This window comes from Chloroflexus sp. (genome assembly GCF_056331925.1).
In genome coordinates this window covers 1-19,286 of sequence record NZ_JBWGQH010000016.1, presented here as the reverse complement: position 1 = coordinate 19,286, position 19,286 = coordinate 1, and the positions used below count along the sequence as shown (strand labels likewise).

20 protein-coding genes, 1 tRNA gene and 1 other RNA gene are annotated in these 19,286 nt (G+C 54.9%); 7 read left to right on the top strand and 15 right to left on the bottom strand.

The genetic code is table 11. The features are described from left to right. Positions 1-101 precede the first annotated feature (101 nt). Entirely contained in the window at positions 102-347 is a 246-nt protein-coding gene (rpsR, locus tag AC01ZF_RS09835) for a 30S ribosomal protein S18 (RefSeq protein ID WP_015940224.1), read from the top strand. Between the two features lie 93 nt (positions 348-440). After that, the gene (locus AC01ZF_RS09830) at positions 441-926 is read left to right on the top strand and encodes a Fur family transcriptional regulator (protein WP_424677059.1); all 486 of its coding nucleotides are present in this window, start codon (positions 441-443) and stop codon (positions 924-926) included. Positions 927-1,001: 75 nt separating this feature from the next. Here the strand turns inward: AC01ZF_RS09830 and AC01ZF_RS09825 are convergent, their stop codons facing one another. From AC01ZF_RS09825 to ettA, 6 genes are all read right to left on the bottom strand, one after another. Further along, positions 1,002-1,550 (bottom strand): nucleotidyltransferase family protein, encoded by a 549-nt coding sequence (locus AC01ZF_RS09825; protein WP_424677058.1) that lies wholly within the window; start codon positions 1,548-1,550, stop codon positions 1,002-1,004. Between the two features lie 9 nt (positions 1,551-1,559). Then, positions 1,560-2,183 carry a GNAT family N-acetyltransferase gene (locus tag AC01ZF_RS09820; protein ID WP_424677057.1) on the bottom strand — a complete coding sequence of 208 codons (624 nt, stop codon included), beginning with the start codon at positions 2,181-2,183 and terminating at the stop codon, positions 1,560-1,562. 7 nt (positions 2,184-2,190) lie between these two features. After that, entirely contained in the window at positions 2,191-3,630 is a 1,440-nt protein-coding gene (locus tag AC01ZF_RS09815) for a serine/threonine protein kinase (protein ID WP_476575328.1), read from the bottom strand. Between the two features lie 172 nt (positions 3,631-3,802). After that, entirely contained in the window at positions 3,803-5,149 is a 1,347-nt protein-coding gene (locus AC01ZF_RS09810; RefSeq protein ID WP_424677055.1) for an acetyl ornithine aminotransferase family protein, read from the bottom strand. Positions 5,150-5,344: 195 nt separating this feature from the next. Beyond that, a complete protein-coding gene (locus AC01ZF_RS09805) occupies positions 5,345-6,370 on the bottom strand; it encodes a zinc-dependent alcohol dehydrogenase (RefSeq protein ID WP_428111755.1) in 1,026 nt (341 codons plus the stop codon). Positions 6,371-6,882: 512 nt separating this feature from the next. After that, positions 6,883-8,559, bottom strand: a complete 1,677-nt coding sequence (gene ettA, locus AC01ZF_RS09800; RefSeq protein ID WP_424677053.1) for an energy-dependent translational throttle protein EttA — start codon at positions 8,557-8,559, stop codon at positions 6,883-6,885. A 159-nt stretch (positions 8,560-8,718) separates the two neighbouring features. Between ettA and AC01ZF_RS09795 the strand changes: the two genes are divergently transcribed. From AC01ZF_RS09795 to cdd, 4 genes are all read left to right on the top strand, one after another. Further along, a tRNA-Gln gene (locus AC01ZF_RS09795) sits at positions 8,719-8,792 on the top strand. A 155-nt stretch (positions 8,793-8,947) separates the two neighbouring features. Next, positions 8,948-9,886 (top strand): ribose-phosphate diphosphokinase, encoded by a 939-nt coding sequence (locus AC01ZF_RS09790; RefSeq protein ID WP_424677052.1) that lies wholly within the window; start codon positions 8,948-8,950, stop codon positions 9,884-9,886. Positions 9,887-9,980: 94 nt separating this feature from the next. Next, on the top strand, positions 9,981-11,324 hold the full coding sequence (locus AC01ZF_RS09785) for a hemolysin family protein (RefSeq protein ID WP_424677051.1): 1,344 nt from the start codon (positions 9,981-9,983) through the stop codon (positions 11,322-11,324). Next, positions 11,305-11,715 carry a cytidine deaminase gene (gene cdd / locus AC01ZF_RS09780; RefSeq protein ID WP_428111752.1) on the top strand — a complete coding sequence of 137 codons (411 nt, stop codon included), beginning with the start codon at positions 11,305-11,307 and terminating at the stop codon, positions 11,713-11,715. The genes AC01ZF_RS09785 and cdd overlap by 20 nt, the downstream gene beginning before the upstream one ends. Positions 11,716-11,773: 58 nt before the next feature. Here cdd and AC01ZF_RS09775 read toward each other — a convergent pair whose 3' ends face one another. Next, positions 11,774-12,421: a hypothetical protein gene (locus AC01ZF_RS09775; RefSeq protein ID WP_424677049.1), complete on the bottom strand. Its 648-nt coding sequence runs from the start codon at positions 12,419-12,421 to the stop codon at positions 11,774-11,776. A 91-nt stretch (positions 12,422-12,512) separates the two neighbouring features. Between AC01ZF_RS09775 and ffs the strand changes: the two genes are divergently transcribed. Beyond that, positions 12,513-12,611, top strand: an RNA gene (gene ffs, locus AC01ZF_RS09770) — signal recognition particle sRNA small type. Positions 12,612-12,697: 86 nt separating this feature from the next. Here ffs and AC01ZF_RS09765 read toward each other — a convergent pair. The 8 genes from AC01ZF_RS09765 to AC01ZF_RS09730 form a co-directional block, all read right to left on the bottom strand. Then, on the bottom strand, positions 12,698-15,595 hold the full coding sequence (locus tag AC01ZF_RS09765; RefSeq protein WP_476575327.1) for a hypothetical protein: 2,898 nt from the start codon (positions 15,593-15,595) through the stop codon (positions 12,698-12,700). 146 nt (positions 15,596-15,741) lie between these two features. Beyond that, on the bottom strand, positions 15,742-16,140 hold the full coding sequence (gene rplL, locus AC01ZF_RS09760) for a 50S ribosomal protein L7/L12 (protein ID WP_424677563.1): 399 nt from the start codon (positions 16,138-16,140) through the stop codon (positions 15,742-15,744). A 113-nt stretch (positions 16,141-16,253) separates the two neighbouring features. After that, positions 16,254-16,799, bottom strand: coding sequence for a 50S ribosomal protein L10 (gene rplJ, locus AC01ZF_RS09755; RefSeq protein WP_424677562.1), 546 nt, complete (start codon positions 16,797-16,799; stop codon positions 16,254-16,256). 222 nt (positions 16,800-17,021) lie between these two features. After that, a complete protein-coding gene (rplA, locus tag AC01ZF_RS09750) occupies positions 17,022-17,735 on the bottom strand; it encodes a 50S ribosomal protein L1 (protein ID WP_428132291.1) in 714 nt (237 codons plus the stop codon). A 60-nt stretch (positions 17,736-17,795) separates the two neighbouring features. Further along, positions 17,796-18,221 carry a 50S ribosomal protein L11 gene (rplK, locus tag AC01ZF_RS09745; RefSeq protein ID WP_015940240.1) on the bottom strand — a complete coding sequence of 142 codons (426 nt, stop codon included), beginning with the start codon at positions 18,219-18,221 and terminating at the stop codon, positions 17,796-17,798. 83 nt (positions 18,222-18,304) lie between these two features. Beyond that, positions 18,305-18,868, bottom strand: a complete 564-nt coding sequence (gene nusG / locus AC01ZF_RS09740; protein WP_015940241.1) for a transcription termination/antitermination protein NusG — start codon at positions 18,866-18,868, stop codon at positions 18,305-18,307. Between the two features lie 23 nt (positions 18,869-18,891). Then, positions 18,892-19,119, bottom strand: a complete 228-nt coding sequence (gene secE / locus AC01ZF_RS09735; protein ID WP_015940242.1) for a preprotein translocase subunit SecE — start codon at positions 19,117-19,119, stop codon at positions 18,892-18,894. A gap of 71 nt (positions 19,120-19,190) precedes the next feature. Further along, positions 19,191-19,286 (bottom strand): EF-Tu C-terminal domain-related protein (locus AC01ZF_RS09730; RefSeq protein WP_428132090.1); only part of this gene is annotated, 96 nt, incomplete at its 5' end.

The following is a 19,286-nucleotide window of genomic DNA, read 5'->3' as shown; positions in this document are numbered from 1 at the left end:
GGTGAACAACACTGCATCCGCCTGAGTTGTGGTATACTAAAAGGCGGTTTAAACATAGATAACCGGTCTAATATTGCTTTGGACAAGGAGAAAAACCATCAATGAGCCGTTCGCGAGGTATGGGGCGGCCGCGTTCACGCCGCCGCGAGTGTGAGTTTACCAAGCTCGGGATTGTACCTGACTACAAAGACGTGAAGCGCCTACAAAAATACTTGACAGCGCAAGGCAAGATCCTGCCGCGTCGCCGAACCGGTGTGTCGGCGAAGATGCAGCGCCGGTTGGCCGTCGCTATCAAACGTGCCCGCCATTTGGCGCTCTTGCCGATTGCACCTGCGCATACACGCTAGTACCAATCGCCAAAGATGACAACCGTGACGTGCGAGGGATAGCAGCAGCTTGCCTGCCTACCCTCGCATGTTGATTACAGTGGAACGTAGAGTATGGCGACTAATACCTCGTCGTTGTTACAACCACCACTCGATACGCAAGCATGGCTCAACGGTGTACGCGCAGCATGGCAACGCAGTGGCCTGCGCATTACCGGCCCTCGCCTGCGGGTCATTGAGACTATCGTCTCGTACCAAGCGCCCTTCAGCGCTGAGCAACTCTATGCCGACCTCTGTATGCATAGCGATGCTCCAGGTCGGGCAACCGTCTACCGTACTATTGACCAATTGCACGCAAGTGGCTGGTTAGCCCGTATTCACGGTTCGGTTGGCGAAGAGGGTTACATCCCTTGTCAGCCCGGTCACCTTCATCACCTCGTCTGTACCCAGTGCGGCGCTGTGACCAGCTTTGAAGGGTGTGACATCGAGCAGATGATCGCAAACGTTGCAGAACAGACCGGGTTTAGCGTCGAGGGGCATTTACTGCAATTATTTGGCCGTTGCGCCAAATGTCGGTCGCAAGGCCAGGTTGCATCATAGCGTTGCCGATCACGTGTTCAGAGCACGACCCGCAATCGTACCCTTTCTTTTATGGTGACTAACGAGTTGGTGGGATCAGGGTAAGTCCACACCAAGCTGGTGTAAGCGCGGTCGGACGATCTCTAACGCCTGCATCAGTTGCAGGCGTGTGGTCAGATAGGTGAGATCGAGCTGGTGACGACGGAGAATGCCGGCAACATCGGCGACATCATGCTTCCCCTGCTCAGGGCCGCGCTGCAAGAGGAGTTTGTGCGCGACAATATCTTCTGGTGCAGCAACAAACACCTGTGCTCCAAGCAACGGCATCCGACGACGATGGCACTGCATCGGTTCATCGAGCCAGAACGGGTGACTCAACCCTCCACTGCGCACGGTCAGGTCTTCAAACAGCTTGATCCCGCGCCAGATCACCCGTGATCCGTCGGATTGAACAGCTTTGTGTGAATGTTGCAACAGGGTTACAACCCGCGACAATGATCCGCGCTGGACCAGTACATCAATATCGTTGAGTGGGCGACGATCGCCGTAGAGATGAGCCGCTGCCCCACCAATCACAGCCCATACCATCTGATCGCCATCCAGTAAACGCTGAACAATCGCAAGATTTCCGGCGATAAGTGACATGATCATTCCTCATTCGATTAGCCCGCCACCGGCTGCCAACCAAGCCTCGCGGGTCAATTCCATCTCGTAGAACTCAACGTGCGCACTAAACTGATTACGTCGAAAGTATGAACGTAAATGCTGGTATTGTTCATCATCCAATAACCGGAGGACCGGCTCGTTACCAACCTGACGCCATTCACTCCCAACACTAACAAAGCCTAACCGCTGATAGCAACGCACAGCCCGCCGATTAAACGCAGCTACATCGAGCACCATGCGTTGGTAGCCAAGCGCACCGAAATAGTAGGCAAGGAAAAGACGGAGCGACTCACCACCTAACCCCTGCCCGACGTAAGGCTGCGCCAGTGATATGCCGAGCCGGGCCGATTGACGGCGTCGATCGATTTCTCGCAACGAGATACGACCTATCAGAGACCCCGACCGCAGTTCGATAGCCCACGCTTCTGTTGCCCCCGTCCAATCCTGATCGTCATGACCGGGTTGATACGGACGAGGAATATTCCACAGTGAGCTGAATGGTTCGCTGTAACGTGGCCAGCGCTCTTGGATCAGCGTATCGGCGCGTCGCCATGGCCTAATGCGAACCCGCTCGCCGAGTAATTCACGCGCGTTCGATTCGTGTGTCACCATCTCACTCCTACGGTTGTGGACGCAAATAGTTCAGTGACATCCACCCCTCTATGCTCTGGCCGTTTAACTCAACCCGCACCTTGAGCCATGGAATATTATCGGCGATGACCGGCCCTTCCAGCTTACGTACTACGACGCCGTTGGGAACGACGGTCATAATCGTGTCCGAACGCGCACTCGGCTCCGAGCGCAGATTGAGTCCTTCGGCGATATTGACCACATACAGTTCAGGTGGTGCTCTCCCCGGCCAATTGAAATCGGGCAACGACCACGAGGGTGCATCGGGCAACTGCGATGCTGTTCCGAAGCCCAACTGCCGAACGATCCAGGTTACGCCCCAAAATGAGAGGGCCGCAACGCCGAGCAACAGCATGATCATGACGAGAATGCCACCAACCGTTCGACTCCAGTGTTGTCGACGCAGACTATCAATATCGAACGAGCCGGTGAACACTTGACTCACGCGGTTACGGAGCGAGCTGGTCGGCATGGGTGAACGCACAACCGGTGCGACCTGTACCGATTTGGCATCTGATGGCGTTTGATGATGCGTCGATCCACCAACCGCTGGCCGGCCGCTCGTGCGCACCGATTCGACGTTCAGCCGCCGCGTTGACACGGTGAGTTCGCGCCACAGATCGTTGATCGCCGTCACGAACGATTGGGCATCGGCAAAGCGATGAACCGGATCATGCGCCGTTGCGCGGGCAATCAAGCGGTCAAGGGAGGGTATATACATCGTTGGGCGTACCCGCGCCAGCGAAGGTACCGTTTGGGTTAAATGAGCCAGTGCCGTTGATTGAGCATCGTCACCGTGGATAGGACGTTGGCCGGTGATTAGTTCGAACAGCAGAATACCTAAAGCATAAACGACACTCGACAACTGCGGTGCTTGGCCTTTACTCAGTTCGGGTGCCCGGTAGTGAGCAAGATCGGCAGCGATGAGGTTGGGCTCAAAACACCAGCCATCAACTAATTTGACCTGACCGTCGCCGACCAGGAGGAGATTGGCACTGCTGATTGGCGGGTGAAACAAGCCGAGGGGCAACTCCGGTGAACGGTGGCTTTGGCACAAGGCGACCGCTTCTGCCACTTGGCGAACAATTGCCAGCGCTTGTTCAACGCTTAAAGCGCCAACACCCAAGAGTGGGCGCCCATCAACTGCTTCGGTGATTAGAAAAGGGCGGTCATTACGTTCACCGATGTCAAACACTTCGAGGAACACCGGATGCGAGCGATGCGCACTTTGTTTCGCTTCGGTAAGGAATTGCGCTCGTTTATGCGGATGTATGCACAGCTCTTTGCGCAGCAAATGGATCAAGACCGGCCGTTGCAAACGCAGATCGGTTGCTTTGTACACCGTAGCAAGGCGTGATTCGCCAAGCATTATGTGAACACGATAGCGGCCAAACAGGACCGGTTCTTTTGATACGTCAGGAAAGGTCATGCTATCGTCATCAATACAGTCGGGGTGACATTGAGCTAAGACAGTGAAGCGCGATAGAAAACCTTAAACGCCTCGCCTTCTGCACCCCTTACTATTTCCTCGTATATAGTATACCGCCGGAGTGCATATTGTGCCTCCGGCGTGAGTAATCAATCGCTGGATAACGTGGGCCTTAGGCGACGCACGCCTCGATAGCGAGGGCAAAGCGCGCGACTGCTTCATCAGCTTGTGCCTTGGTAAGAATAAGCGGTGGGCAGAACCGAATCGTCGAGGCACCACACGTCAACACCAGCAAGCCCTTGCGAAAACTCTCAACCATCACGGCATCGGCTAATGCGCCATCGGGTTCACCCTGTGCATTCACAAACTCCACCCCGATCATCAATCCACGTCCGCGCGCCGTACCGATCTGCGGAAAGCGCTGCTGCAACGTTTGCAGTTGCGTGAGCAAATACGCACCGACATCGGCAGCATTGGCCATCAATTCCTCTTCAACCATGCAGAGCAATTCATACGCCACCGCACACGTCAGGCCATTGCCACCGTAGGTATTGCCGTGCGAACCGAGCTGCCACTGGCGAGCCAGCTCGGTGCGGGCAATCATCGCGCCGAGCGGCAATCCACCGCCCAACCCCTTAGCCGAGGCGACAATATCCGGTACAATCCCCTCATGCTCGAACGCCCACATCTTCCCGGTACGTCCTACCCCACTCTGCACCTCATCAACGATGAGCAAGATACCGTAGCGGTCGCAGATGGCGCGTAACCGAGATAATGCACCGGGCGGTGGCACAACATAGCCCCCTTCGCCTTGAATCGGTTCGATAATAATAGCAGCTACCTCTTCCGGGGGGGTGGTGGTTTTGAACAATACGTTCTCAATCACATCAAGACAGGCGATTTCACACGACGGAAATTGGCGATTGATCGGACAACGGTAACAATTCGGGTAGAAGGTATGGCTCACACCGGGTAGCAATGGAAAAAAGCCACGACGCTGGCGAGGCTTCGAGGCGGTCAGCGAGAGACTACCGTAGCTCCGTCCGTGAAACGCACCGTAAAACGCGATGATATTCTGCCGCCCGGTTACATAACGAGCCAATTTGATACTTGCCTCAACTGCCTCGGTTCCACTGTTAGTAAAAAAGACTTGCCAGCCTTTTCCACCGGGCATCAAGGACACGAGCTTCTCGGCTGCCCGCACCATCGGCTCGTTGTAGAAGTCGGTACCCGCCATATGGGTAAATCGCTGCAATTGATCGTTGGCTACCTTAATCAAACGTGGATGACAGTGACCGGCTGCCAGTACTGCAATGCCTGCATTCATATCGAGAAAGCGATTCCCATCGACATCCCAAACTTCGCATCCTTGGGCATGGTCGATCACGAGTGGGTACACCCGACCGAGCGGGGCAATGACTTCATTGTCACGCGCTATGAGCGCTTGGGCAAGCGGACCGGGAACCGATTCGGGCATATAATCGGCAGGCATGTGCGCCTTTTCGGTGTGAATGGTCATAATGCTGCTCCTTTGCAGATGCGATGGTCAGGCTGCTATTGTAGCCTAACAGCAGTTTGAGCGTCAAGGATGCTGCAAGGGAGAAGGGCGCGAGCGTGGGGTTACAGATGTGGTGAGGAGCCGTCAGGTGATACTGAAACCACAAAGTAGTGGAAGACGCGAGCGATGGATCACACCTCTCGCGTCTTCGTCAGGCTAAAACTCGGAGAAGACAATCCGCGGCGCCTTGTTTCGTCCGTGCTCGACATCGGCAAACGCTTCATTCACTTGCTCAAGCTTGCGCGTCTCGTAGAGCACACGGGTCTTCCCAGCGGCATGGAGGGCAAACGTCTCGGCTAAATCAGCGCGGGTACCTACAACCGAGCCAATCACGTGAATACCCTTGAGGACGGTCTCGAAAATGGGTAACTGCATATAATTATCGGCCGGCAGGGCAACGAACACGATCCGACCACCGCGAGCGAGCGATTGATACGCTTGTTCAAACGCCTTGAGTGAAACAGCAACGCAGATCGCTGCATCTACCCCACCCCACTTCTTCAGTTCTTCGACCGGGTCTTGTGTTTGGGCGTTCATCGTAATATCGGCACCGAGTTCTCGTGCAGTCTGCAACCGCTCATCAAGCAAATCGATGGCGGCTACCGTTGCACCGGCAATCTTCGCATACTGCAACGCCAGATGGCCCAACCCGCCAACCCCAAAAATGGCTACCAGCTCAGATGGACGCGCGCCCGATACTTTAACCGCCTTGTAGGTTGTAACACCGGCGCATGTCAGTGGGGCCGCATCGAGCGGTGACACACCCGGTGGCACAATACCGACGTACTTCGCATGGGCCTTGGCGTACTGCGCATAGGCACCGTCGAGGAAGTAACCGGTATTGAGTTGACTTTCACAGAGCGTTTCCCAACCGGATGCACAATACTTGCAACCACCGCAGGCGTATCCAAGCCACGGAATCGCAACCCGATCACCTTCCTTAACATTCGTCACGCCTGGGCCAACACTCTCCACAATCCCGACCCCTTCATGGCCGGGAATGAACGGTAACTTTGGTTTTACCGGCCAATCGCCGTGCGCTGCGTGAATATCGGTATGGCAAAGACCTGAGGCCTCGATCTTGACGACAATCTCACCGAATCCCGGCTCTGGCTTAGGCACTTCTTCGATCATTAACGGTCGACTGAAATCATGGACTACCGCTGCTTTCATTGTCTTCATTGACAATCCTCCTGCTCTCCTCTTTACCGATTGACGACGTACCTACCATAAGCCCGTTGGGAGGTTGATGGGTTCAGATTATTGGGAACAAGGATGAGTATTAACGATAACAGACGTTTATACATTGAAATATTACAATATATTCTTTGAGGAAGAAGGATTGATTTTTCATAAAAATTTTATTGTATTAAATTTTCAATTTATGATTAATAAAAAGGGCTATGAATAGTTTGTTTAAGAATAAAATATCATAGCACATTTATCCTGTCAAGAACTTCAATCAGGAAGAGAAACAAAATAATATCTAAATTATACAACTAAAAACTTTTGAAATCTCAGTTATTCCAAAATTATCACACCTAAGCAATATATCGTCCCGTCTCAAGTGCAGCATTCGGCGACAATTTGCACACTCGATACTGCTCACAACAGACACAAGCGGCACCATATAAAGCAACAAACCATCCCGATGGGATGGTTTTTATCGAACGTGACTTGTGAACCGGTTGTAACTACCGTGTCAACTTACGATACACAATCCGGTGCGGATGATCGGCCACAGCACCTTTACGACGGCGGTAATCGGCGACGTATTCCGAATAGGTACCGGGGAACCAAACAACTTGGCTATCACCCTCAAAGGCGAGGATATGAGTTGCCACGCGGTCGAGGAACCAGCGGTCGTGCGAGATGATCAGCGCACAACCGGCAAAGTTTTCGAGACCTTCCTCCAATGCACGCAGGGTATGCACATCGAGATCGTTGGTCGGCTCGTCGAGCAACAGCACATTCGCTCCCGACTTCAGAATGCGCGCGAGATGTACCCGATTACGCTCACCACCAGACAGACTACCAACCAACTTCTGCTGATCGCTGCCACTAAAGTTAAAGCGCGCGCAATAGGCGCGAGAATTCACCTGCCGCCCACCGAGGATAATTTGGTCGTTCCCTTCTGAAATCGCTTCCCACACCGTCTGCTTCGGGTCGAGCACCTCACGGCTCTGATCAACGTAGCCAAGCTTCACCGAGGCACCGATTTCGAGCGTCCCGGTATCAGGCTGCTCTTGGCCAACAATCATCCGAAACAGGGTCGTCTTCCCGGCGCCATTCGGACCAACGATACCGACAATCGCCCCGGGCGGGACATCAAAGCTAAGATTTTCGTAAAGCAGCTTATCACCGTAAGCTTTACTGATATTCGTCGCCCGAATCACCAGATCACCAAGCCGCGGACCGGGCGGGATGTAGATCTCCAACTCGCGGTCACGCTGATCTTGATTTTCGCCGAGCAGCCGTTCGTAGGCAGCAATGCGCGCTTTCGACTTCGCATGACGGCCTTTCGGCGTCATATTGATCCATTCCAACTCACGCTGTAACGCCTTCTGGCGCTGGGACTCGGCTTTCTCGGTTGCAGCCAATCGCTGCTGCTTCTGTTCGAGCCAGCTTGAATAGTTGCCACGCCACGGAATACCGTGCCCACGTTCGAGTTCGAGAATCCAGCCGGCAACGTTGTTCAGAAAATGCCGATCGTGAGTGACCGCAATCACCGTTCCCTTATACTCTTGCAAGTGGCGTTCCAGCCATGCCACCGATTCGGCGTCAAGGTGGTTGGTCGGCTCATCGAGCAACAGAATATCCGGTTGTTGCAGCAGCAAGCGGCACAGCGCCACCCGCCGCCGCTCACCACCCGACAACACCGCTACCGGTGTATCGCCTGGAGGACAGCGCAACGCATCCATCGCCAACTCGAGCCGACTGTCGAGATTCCAACCATCGACGTGATCAATTTTTTCTTGCAACTCGGCTTGCTCGGCGATTAACGCATCGTAGTCGGCGTCAGGATGGTTAAATTGCTCGGTAATCTCATCGTAGCGACGCAGCAGCGCGACCACCTCGGCCATACCCTCTTCAACCACCTCGCGTACCGTCTTGGTGGTATCGAGATACGGCTCCTGTTCGAGCAGACCCACCGTGTAGCCGGGAGCACGGGTAATCTCACCGATGTAATCCTGGTCAATCCCGGCCATAATCCGCAACAGCGAACTTTTGCCGGAACCATTGGCCCCAATCACACCGATCTTTGCGCCATAAAAGAACGAGAGACTGATGTCTTTGAGTATCTCACGGTTGGGCGGTACGACTTTGCCCACCCGATACATCGAAAAGATTATCTTCTGCGTATCGGTCATGCATCACTCCTTGTTTTGGGTTATATTGTCTCTAGTGTAACATATCTCCAGGGCCGGTCTGGGTGGTACTGCCGTCCTCGATAACCACCCCTGTCTCGGAACAATCCATCGGAGGGTTGACAACACACGGCTCAGCTTGTGGTATAATAGCTGACGGAATGCCGGGTTGTGTAATGGCAGCACAGCGGACTTTGGATCCGTTTGTCCAGGTTCGAGTCCTGGCCCGGCAGCCAACTCATTTTTACCGTGCTGCGGGCAATGAAACGACTGAACACACACAACTGGCTATCAGGAACAGTGGTTAGAGTTTCTAGCTCGGCCAAGTGATGAGGTGCGCAGTGAGTATGCTCGCTGCGCGTTTCTATCTCAGGAAAGAATTGATGACATCATGGACGGTCGTCTGCTGATTTTTACCGGCAACGCCAATCCGGCGTTAGCCCAAGAGATTGCCCGCAACCTGCGCATCAATCTTGGGCGGGCGCTCGTCGGTACCTTCAAAAATGGCGAGACACGGGTCAAGATCCACGATAACGTGCGCGGCTGTGATGTATTTGTGATCCAGCCAACCTGCACCCCCGTCGATCACCATCTTATGGAACTGCTGATCATGATCGACGCTTTCCGCCGAGCATCAGCCGCTCGGGTAACGGCAGTTATTCCCTACTACGGCTACGCCAAGCAAGAGAAGAAGACGTCGGGCCGCGAGCCAATTACGGCAAAGCTGGTGGCGAACCTTATTCGCACCGCCGGCGCCGACCGCGTCTTGACGATGGATCTGCACGCACCGGCAATTGAGGGCTTTTTCGATATTCCGGTCGACCACTTACAAGCCTCCCCATTATTGGCCGACTATATTCGCGACCTCAACTTACCAAACCCGGTGGTTGTCTCGCCGGATACCGGTGGGGTGGGTAGGGCCAACCGCTTCCGCGAACGGATCGGGGCCGGCCTCGCGATTATCGCTAAGCAGCGCCCAGAGCCGGACACGGCTGAAGTCATTGAGATGGTTGGTGAAGTCGAAGATAAAACGGCAATTATCGTCGATGATATGATCTCGACCGGCGGTACCCTGATTGAAGCAGCCCAAACGCTTTTGGCGCGTGGGGCGCGTGCGGTCTATGCTTGTGCAACCCACGGTATCTTTGCCGATGATGCGCTGAAACTGATCGCTCAATCTGACCTGATCGAGACGATTGTCACCAATACCATTCCACAACCACCTGAAGCTGCTGCGGCTCGCGTGCGCACTATTAGCGTCGCACCGCTATTCGCTGAAGCTATTATGCGCATCCACAAGGATCTCTCGCTCAGCGCGCTCTTTTCCTGATGACATGGCTTACCGCGCCTGAACCTACGTGGTATACAGGCGCGTGTAAGTATATTGCGCGTAATGCTGTCTCCCAGAAAGGAGGAGGATCGATTTGGAGGACCCCGGCCCTAGTTCGATAATCATCGGCATCGGCCTCTGTCTTACTATGCTCGGTATTACCTCGGCTGCCGATACGGTCATGATGATGGTTAGCCGTCCTCGTCTGCACGCCCTGCTTGCTTCGGCCGGTCTTGGCAGCCAACGTTTCACTGCCCATTTTCTCGATGAGCCATACCGAATCAAGTCAGCCATCATCTTTCTCAATACGGCACTGACGATTACGGTTACAGCGCTGACCATTCACCTCACGATGCCGTATGGTTTGACCATCGTCATCGGTGGCATGGCAATTCTCTTGTTTACCATCCTGCTCCTGAGTGAGGTTATCGCAAAAGCGCTCGCTCGTCGCAACCCGGATACGACCATTCTCGTACTGGCCCGCCCACTGGTTGCAGTCACAACGATTTTGTGGCCGTTAATGGCTATCATCAATGTTATCACCCGACCGATCTTTACCCTCGTGAGTGGTCAACCGGCGCCACCGGCGCCGCTCGTAACCGAAGAAGAGCTGCGTTTGATGATGAGTGCCGGTGAAGAGGCCGGCTGGATCGAACATGAAGAGCGCGAAATGATCGAGGGGGTGATGGACTTTGGCGATACCCTGGTGCGCGAGATTATGATCCCGCGGGTCGATGTTGTCGCGCTCGAAGTCAATAGTTCGCTCGATCGAGCACTCGATGTGGCGATTACACGCGGTCATTCACGAATTCCGGTCTATGAAGAGACTATTGATAATGTGGTCGGTATTCTGTACGCCAAAGACCTGATCCCCGTGTTGCGCGATGGCCGGCGTGATACGCCGCTGCGCGATCTGCTCCGTCCGGCCTACTTCGTCCCGATGACGATGAAGGTCACTACACTGCTTGAGGATCTTCAACGCCGGCGCGTTCACATGGCGATTGTTGTTGATGAATACGGAGGAACTGCTGGTATTGTTACTTTAGAAGATTTGCTCGAGCAGATTGTCGGTGAAATTCACGACGAATATGATACAGAAGAACCGGCGATTGTCGAGGTAGGGCCGCACGAGTTCATTGTCGATGCGCGCGTCCCGATTGATGACATCGCCGAGTTGCTTGAGGTCGAATTCCCGGCTACTACTGCCGATCGGATCGGCGGCCTCGTTTACGAGCAACTAGGTCGTATTCCGCGGGTGGGGGATGAAGTAACGTGTGGTGATGTTACCATCACGGTATTGTCGATCAAAGGCATTCGCGCTGAACGCTTACGTGTCATTCGCCAACAGCCGGCCCAGAACCAAGCGGCAGCACCGGCTGAGGCAGAAAAACCGCTGTTGCCGCTCTCGCAAGAAGTGCATGGATCCAGTGGACCTTGAACGGCTCATTGCGGCAGCTTTAGCTGCCCAACGCCGTGCGTATGCACCATATTCACAGTTTGCCGTGGGCGCTGCCGTCCTTACCGCAAATGGACATATCTTTAGCGGGGCAAATATCGAAAATGCCTCGTACCCGCTCACGATCTGCGCCGAACGGGTGGCACTCTTTTGCGCCCATATGGCCGCCGCCGGACCGGTGACGGCACTGGCAGTAGTAACGCCAACAACTACCGTCGCCAGTCCGTGCGGCGCTTGCCGACAGGTAATCTTTGAGTTAGCGCCACACGCTCAGGTCGTACTGCTTAATGCCGATGGCAGTGATCGGCGGTTTACCACACCCGCTGAGTTGCTCCCCTACGGATTCGGCCCTGAACAATTGCGCGAACGATAAGCCTCGATCCGAGTGATAATGATTAGGTGTCCGCCAGGCTGCTGCACACCATAGGTACTTACTGCGGTTTGCTACTATCTGGTGGGGTTTCCGGCATCGGTAATAATGGTGCAACCGGTGCAACCAGCCGATCAACAATCGCACTCAAACGAGTGAACTGAGGGCCTAGCTCGGTCTCGACCAAGGGAATATTGACCGGTACATCGAGTTCGACCGGGATCGATGTCACCAGCTTCACATTCATGTTCAAATCAACCGGCAATTCAAGGCCTGCCGGTAAGACAATCGCTACACTGGCATTGAGATTACCACCACCACCGGGAAACGTAATTTGGGCCGGTGCTTGCAGCGAAACCGGTTCGGTGAGAGTGACCACATTCCGCTCGGTCATGATGGTTGCGCGATTGATCGGGACATCTAGTTCGATCGGGAGACGGGTGCTGAGCGGCACTGTATACACGATTGTTGCTGTTTCAAGATGATTAACAACATCTTGTAGCTCGGCTAAATTGTTGGCGGCAAAGGCTGGCAAACTATCGGCCAATTGCGCAACTTGACGTTGGTTCATGACCAGAATCCCGATCACAACCCCCAACACCGCCAACAAGACTGCGTTCATAATAAACGATGTCCAAATCATAGCCTTGTACAAAGGGGCAATACGTGCATAGCGCTTCGGAGTCTGCGTTGTGGTTTCGCTGCTCATGGTACCTCCTCCACCTACATATTGAGAGGAATAATACCATGCTCATTAGTAGATGCAAGAGTTGCAAAATCGCCATTTTGAAGTATAATGGAATAGTGCCGCGAACGGCAGATACTTGCGGAACCCCGCCAGGACCGAAAGGTAGCAACGGTACGCGAGTTCCTCTGGGTGTTCGCGGCGCGTTATTTTGGCAGTGACACTGGCAACCCGTGCAACCCGGCCATCACGCCCGCACCGACCCACCTTCGCGGCACGGTGTTTTGGTAGCGACACTGGCTACGCCCGATCATCGGCAATGATCGCCGTCGCCAGATCGGCCAACAAGGGGGTCCCGCCGATTCGTTGCAAGAGAGGGATGACCAGCTCAAGTGCATGAAATATCTCTTCACGCCCAACCGCGGCCTTTGCCAATGTTGTTGCCAAGCGCGCCAAGGTCATGGGATCGGTAGGATCAAGGGCCACAATAATTGCCAGTTCGGCGCGTACCCGCTCATTCCGGCGGCGGATGCGACGGGCGATCTTAGCCGCAGTCGCCAACTCACCGCGTTCGGCGAGGGCTACCACCAGGGCTGCACGATACCGGCTACGCACCTCACCGATCAGCAGCTCATCGGCCAGTTGGTCAGCCAGCGTGGCATCAGTCGTTGCTAACAACGGTGCGATCAGCACTAAGGCACGTCCCCGCTCAGCGGGCACCTCGATCGCACGAATCATTGATACAGCGGTGAGTACATCACCGGAACGCGCGCGAGTAATGGCCAAATCGGCGCTAGTACGCGCACGCTGATCGGCAGCAACAATCGCCATTGCCTGCGCCATTGCTGATTCCCAATCACCGATAGAAGCTAACGTGCGTGCAATCTCATCGCGTGCCCAATCTCGCTCATCGTCATCGGTCATCTGGGCCAACACAGCCTGTGCTCCGGCATAATCACCTGCCTGTACACAAGCAACCGCAACCCGCGACAAGGCCCGTTCCAGTTCTTCCCCGCGTAACTGGTTGGCTATCGCCAATGCTCGATCCTTACGACCAATCGCTGCATGGGCCGAAGCAAGAGCAGCCAGCAATATTGGACGATCCTCGCCTTGGAGGGCATCAATCTCGCGCGTTGCTCGTTCGGTAGCAAGATTAGCAACCAACCCTTGTAACAACACGCGCAACTCGAGCAACGTCGTCACGCGCAACTCACGATTGCCAATCCGCTCAGCCGCTGCCAATGCATCACCATCCTTTTCGGCGTGTGCAAAGACGCGAGCCAGGCGAGCTAAACCGCGATCACGCTGATGTTGGCCAGGTAACGACATAATTCGGCGCAACGCAGCCTCTTCATCACGCAAGGCCACCTCGCAAGCCAGCTCAATCTCGGCCCAGGCGCGTGCAGTTTCTACCTTCAGCTCGTCCAACATCATCGCACCGCGCGGATCACCGATCCGTTCTAAGGCAACTGCCACCTCGGCCTGCGCCCACGCGGCCCGATTTTCGTGCAGAATGGAGCGCGACAAGCGCCATGCGCGGTCGTACTGACCATCTTCAAGTAAGCGTCGTATCACCAACGTCTCAACTTGGGCACGGCGTTCGAGTAGATCGATCAGCTCCGCACAGGCTAAAGCCCGATCAACATCACCGGCTGTCAAGCAAGCAGTCGCCAGCGCCTCGATAGCTTGATCGCGAACGTCACGCCAAGCCCGCGAAACCGGCTGTGCCTCGAGGTCAAGTGCCCGGGAAAGGAGACGCATCGCAGCGCTACGCATATTAACGCTATAACACGCCTCACCGAGCTGGCGCAACACAGCCGCTTTTGGGACACCATCGGGCAACTGCTCAACGATCGCCGTTACCCGGCGCAAACTTCCTTCACGTCCACCGGTTTGAACAGCGGTGAGAAAGGCAGCAACCACAACATCGCCGGTAAGTTGCCGCGCGCGGGTAGCAAGTGTACCGGTGATGGCAGCAATCCGCGCTAAATTCAACGGTGAACCGGCTGCGGCATCGTACAACATCCAACCGGCATCCCGCAACGCGCCGGCTATTCCTTCACGCAATTCGCGCTCACGCAACCAAGTTGTTGGGTTAGCCGTAGGCAAATGAGCCGGACGTTGGGTAGAGGGACATAACGCTGCATGGCGGGCCAATTGGCGTCCCAGATAACGGTTCGTCAAATCGAGTGGGTTTTGTTTAAGCCGTTCGGCGTACCAACGAGCCAATTCTCCGTGTGCAGCATTCATCTCGTGCGCAGCGTGGCGGGCCAAAAACAAGCGCACCGCGCGATGCACATAGCGCACGAGCAAAATCGTATCATCCTCACTCAGTCGGCGTAGATTGATATGGACGAGACCCTGTTCTTCCCAGCGGTCAAGAATGAGGTGTGGGTGTTCGGCACTGACTTCGGCTAACACCTTCATCGGCAACGGTTCACCCGCAGCGGCCAACAAAACGGCCAATCGTTGCTCGGCTCGACTAAGCGACTGCCACCATTGCTGCAACAGATGATCGAGATCGGGTGGCAAATTTGCTACATCAAGCAAACCAAGGTGGAGCCAGCGTTCAGCCCAACTCAGATAGAGCAGATTACCGCGGGCTGCCAAAACAAGCGGTTTGCGCCAGCTCGGTGGGCAATTACGGCGTTCGAGCAACGACATCTGGGTTTGGAAAAGAGCACTATCGGCCCTTGGCAAGACAATTCGCGCATCAGGCTCGATTGGCAATGAACCGTGGACGAGCAGTGTCACACCGGCAGGCAGATCGAGGGGCAGCGGCAACGGCAGTGAGCGTAAGGGCTGTCGATCACGGTTAGGCGCGCTGACCAGTAGCACCAGTGGTCGATTCGGATCGACGACCTCGGCCAAAAGCCGTTCAAAAGCGGCAGGGTCGGTTAATGCAGCAGGATCGACCAAAGGCAAAGAAGGGCGGCGTAGTGCGGCTATTTGGGCGTAAAATGCCAATGCCCCGCCACCATCATCATCATCGGTCAGCCAGAGTGGCCACTCAGCGCGCACTGCTAACTGAGCGAGCAACGTCGTTGCTCCGCTCCCCATTGGTGCGTCGAGAGCGATCACGCCCTGTTGTTCGCGCACCATCGTGCAGACAGCGTCGAGCAACGCCGGTCGCTCGATAGCGGAGCGCAAGCAGGCATGGACTCGTTCCTGCTGAGTCCGTAACGCTGGTGCCACCATGGCATATAACTCACTAAATTGCTCAACAGCGCGAAAAGCGCACGGTATTATAGGCGTCATCGATCATGTACTATACCACACCCTTTCTAAAAACAGGATACGGGCACAGCAGTACTGTGCCCGTATCAATCAACCTGGCAGCAGTCTTACTTAATCTCAACCACTGCACCGACCTCAGTCAGCTTCGCCTTAGCTGCTTCGGCCTCTTCCTTGCTAACACCCTCACGAACCGGCTTAGGCGCACCTTCAACCAGGTCCTTCGCTTCCTTCAGGCCAAGGCTGGTCAGCTCACGCACGACCTTAATGACCTGAATCTTGTTGGGGCCAGCCTCCTTGAGGATGACATCAAACTCAGTCTTCTCCTCAGCCGGCGCGGCAGCAGCAGCACCGTCACCGGCGGCGGCCATCGGCGCAGCAACACCCATCGCCATCACCGGCGCAGCGGCGGTTACACCCCACTTCTCCTCCATCTTCTTCTTCAGCTCAACCAACTCGAGGACATTGAGGCCCTCGATCATCTCGATAATCGTATCAATCTTCGACATAGCTGGTACACTCCTTTACGTGATAGATGAATTATTGGACAGATACAACACGCCATGCCATCACATTGCGCACCATAGCATCACAATGCTATAAGAACTAGCACACGGTGCTACTACGATGAACTTTGCGGCTGCAACTGATCGATGCGTGCCTGTAAGACATACAGCACATTCGAGATTGCGGCGTTAAGCACGCCAACCACTCCTGAGACCGGCGCGGCAATCCCACCAACAACTTGAGCGAGGGCTTGTTCGCGTGAGGGCAACTTGGTCACCTGCTCCAATGCATCAGCGGGAAGTAATGCCTGACCGAGCAGCGCACCGCGAACGGTAAAGCTCTTGTTACCCGACTTCAGATAATCGAGCAGCGCCTTTGCCACTTTAGAAACATCATCATAGGCAAACGTAACCGCAGTCGGCCCGGCGAGCAGTGGATCAAGCGCGCCACGCCCGGTATGATTGGCTGCAATCTTAAGCAACGTATTCTTCGCGACAACCACCTCACCACCGTGCTCGCGCAACTTGCGGCGCAGTTCGGTCATATCGGCTACCGACATACCACGGCCTTCGCCGCGATAATCGGCCACGATCACCAACTGAGCGCGGCTCAGCTTTTCGGTCAACTCCTGAACCGTCTCAATCTTACGCTGTGTTGGCATCTAGTTCACCTCCTCTCTGGTTGAAATACAACAAAAAACGGTCGCTTGCGTCCTGAGACCAAGCGACCGAGAACGGCGCAGCAAATGCCGCACACTATTGACGGAGCGAGCACATTGCTCACACCTATCACATCTCAGACGCCACCTCGGCCGGCGCCCAATAGAGCATTACGAGCACTTGCTCACCGGCTGTCTCAGGCAGCTAAGAGATTAAGCTATCGATTACAGCTTCAGATTCTGGACCGCCACCAGATCTACCGGTACACCGGGACCCATGGTGCTGGTCAACGTCACACTCCGAATATAAGTACCCTTTGCGCCACTCGGCTTTGCCGCTTTCACCGCCTCCATCAGAGCGGCCAAATTCTCGCTCAACTGCTGAGAGGTGAAGCTTACCTTCCCAATCGCAACGTGAAGAATACCGGTCTTATCATTACGGATCTCAACGCGACCACCTTTCACTTCACGGATGGTACGCGCCAGATCGGCCGGTTGCACCACCGTTCCGCTCTTGGGGTTCGGCATCAAGCCACGCGGACCCAACTTACGACCGATACGTCCCACCTTGCCCATCATATCGGGAGTAGCTATCGCCACATCGAAATCGAAGAAATTCTCACGGTCGATGCGAGCAATCAGATCATCGCTCCCGGCGTAATCAGCACCGGCATCGAGAGCCGCTTGTAACGCCTCACCTTGGGCAAAAACCAAAACTCGCACCGTCTTACCGGTACCGTGCGGCAAGGCAACGGTAGTGCGGATATTCTGATCGGCGTGGCGCGGATCAATACCAAGACGCAAATGAGCCTCGACGGTGGCGTCAAACTTCGTATAGGAAGTTTCCTTCACTAACGCAATTGCTTCGGCGGGTGTATAGAAGCGTGATCGATCAACTTTCGCCAGTGCAGCGAGATATTTTTTTCCGTGCTTCGGCATAGGACAACTCCGGGTGGTGATGGCGGACCGTAGAGCGATCCTCCCACCAACTAACAACGCTTAATCAACGATCTTGATCCCCATACTGCGTGCAGTACCGGCAATAATTCGCTCAGCCGCCTCGATATCGTTTGCATTCATATCAGGCAGCTTTTGCTGGGCAATCTGTCGCAACTGGGCACGGGTAATCGTACCGACCGGATTACGCTTCGGATTACTCGAACCCTTTTGCACACCGGCAGCCTTGCGTAACAAATCGGCAGCAGGAGGAGTCAGGAGGCGAGCGACGAAGGAGCGATCGCTATAGATCGAAATCTCAACCGGAACAATGCTACCGGCTTGCGAAGCCGATTTCTCATTGTACTCCTTCACGAACGCCATGATATTGATACCGTACTGACCAAGTGCAGGACCGACCGGCGGAGCCGGGGTCGCCTTGCCAGCCGGTAATTGCAGTTTTACAACTGCGACAAGTTTCTTTGCCACGACACTACTCCTTACATAACGGGAGGCATTGGTCCGCCTCCCTCCCTCGCACAACCGGCGAGGTCACGGACAGAGAAACAACGCTACTCAACCAGTTTCGTTACCTGCAAGAAATCAAGCTCAACCGGCGCTTCCCGGCCAAAGAACGAGACCAGTACGCGCACCCGACCACGCTCGTGGTCAATAGAATCAACGATCCCTTCAAAATCGGTGAACGGACCATCGATAATCTTAACCGCCTGCCCCTTCTGGTAGCTAACACGCACTTTCGGCGTTTCACCTTCCATTTGGCGCAGGATAGCTTTCACCTCTTCATCATCCAGTGGCGTTGGTTTATTCCCATGCCCGACAAAGCTCGTAACTCCCGGTGTGTTGCGAACCACGTACCACGAGTCGTCGGTCAGGCGCATTTGCACCAGCACGTACCCGGGATAGATTTTCTTATTGACCGTGCGGCGTTGGCCGTTTTTAATCTCAATCTCTTCTTCAGTCGGCACAATCACCCGAAAAATCTGGTCTTGCATCTCCATTGAAGCGATACGATGCTCCAGATTTTTCTTGACTTTGTTTTCGTAGCCTGAATACGTATGGATCACGTACCAGCGCCGATCATCGGCCTCTTTGTCTTTGTTTTTTTCCTCAGACATGGGCAGCCCCTGTTCGCGAACAGCTACTGGACGAGGCTTACAAGGCTCGTGTAGAGGAATGTGAAAATGGTGTCACCGATAAAGAGCAGCAATCCGATCACGATCGACACTGACACCACGAGCACTGTAAGGCGAATCGTCTCTTCGCGGCTTGGCCAAACAACTTGCCGTAACTCGCTGCGCGTTTCGCGAAACGTGCGGACGAGAATGTTTTCCTGAATATCGCGCTCTGTGTCTTTGGCCACGGCCATTGTATACCCTTCACTCTGAAGCTGCCGACGGCGCTACACCGCCAGCAGCTTCGCGAATCCGGCATCAGATATTAATCAAGGATCTTGGTGACGACACCTGCACCGACGGTGCGCCCACCCTCACGGATAGCGAAGCGGAGGCCCTCTTCAATCGCCACCGGCACAAT

What these genes read in the sequence shown, in the direction of transcription:
- ettA (WP_424677053.1), bottom strand. Translation starts at nt 8,559, where the DNA reads ATGACCGATACGCAGAAGATAATCTTTTCGATGTATCGGGTGGGCAAA.
- secE (WP_015940242.1), bottom strand. Translation starts at nt 19,119, where the DNA reads ATGGCCGTGGCCAAAGACACAGAGCGCGATATTCAGGAAAACATTCTC.
- AC01ZF_RS09805 (WP_428111755.1), bottom strand. Translation starts at nt 6,370, where the DNA reads ATGAAGACAATGAAAGCAGCGGTAGTCCATGATTTCAGTCGACCGTTA.
- AC01ZF_RS09830 (WP_424677059.1), top strand. Translation starts at nt 441, where the DNA reads ATGGCGACTAATACCTCGTCGTTGTTACAACCACCACTCGATACGCAA.
- rplA (WP_428132291.1), bottom strand. Translation starts at nt 17,735, where the DNA reads ATGCCGAAGCACGGAAAAAAATATCTCGCTGCACTGGCGAAAGTTGAT.
- rplL (WP_424677563.1), bottom strand. Translation starts at nt 16,140, where the DNA reads ATGTCGAAGATTGATACGATTATCGAGATGATCGAGGGCCTCAATGTC.
- AC01ZF_RS09775 (WP_424677049.1), bottom strand. Translation starts at nt 12,421, where the DNA reads ATGAGCAGCGAAACCACAACGCAGACTCCGAAGCGCTATGCACGTATT.
- AC01ZF_RS09810 (WP_424677055.1), bottom strand. Translation starts at nt 5,149, where the DNA reads ATGACCATTCACACCGAAAAGGCGCACATGCCTGCCGATTATATGCCC.
- AC01ZF_RS09815 (WP_476575328.1), bottom strand. Translation starts at nt 3,630, where the DNA reads ATGACCTTTCCTGACGTATCAAAAGAACCGGTCCTGTTTGGCCGCTAT.
- AC01ZF_RS09820 (WP_424677057.1), bottom strand. Translation starts at nt 2,183, where the DNA reads ATGGTGACACACGAATCGAACGCGCGTGAATTACTCGGCGAGCGGGTT.
- rpsR (WP_015940224.1), top strand. Translation starts at nt 102, where the DNA reads ATGAGCCGTTCGCGAGGTATGGGGCGGCCGCGTTCACGCCGCCGCGAG.
- nusG (WP_015940241.1), bottom strand. Translation starts at nt 18,868, where the DNA reads ATGTCTGAGGAAAAAAACAAAGACAAAGAGGCCGATGATCGGCGCTGG.
- AC01ZF_RS09790 (WP_424677052.1), top strand. Translation starts at nt 8,948, where the DNA reads ATGGACGGTCGTCTGCTGATTTTTACCGGCAACGCCAATCCGGCGTTA.
- AC01ZF_RS09765 (WP_476575327.1), bottom strand. Translation starts at nt 15,595, where the DNA reads ATGGTGGCACCAGCGTTACGGACTCAGCAGGAACGAGTCCATGCCTGC.
- rplJ (WP_424677562.1), bottom strand. Translation starts at nt 16,799, where the DNA reads ATGCCAACACAGCGTAAGATTGAGACGGTTCAGGAGTTGACCGAAAAG.
- AC01ZF_RS09825 (WP_424677058.1), bottom strand. Translation starts at nt 1,550, where the DNA reads ATGTCACTTATCGCCGGAAATCTTGCGATTGTTCAGCGTTTACTGGAT.
- cdd (WP_428111752.1), top strand. Translation starts at nt 11,305, where the DNA reads ATGGATCCAGTGGACCTTGAACGGCTCATTGCGGCAGCTTTAGCTGCC.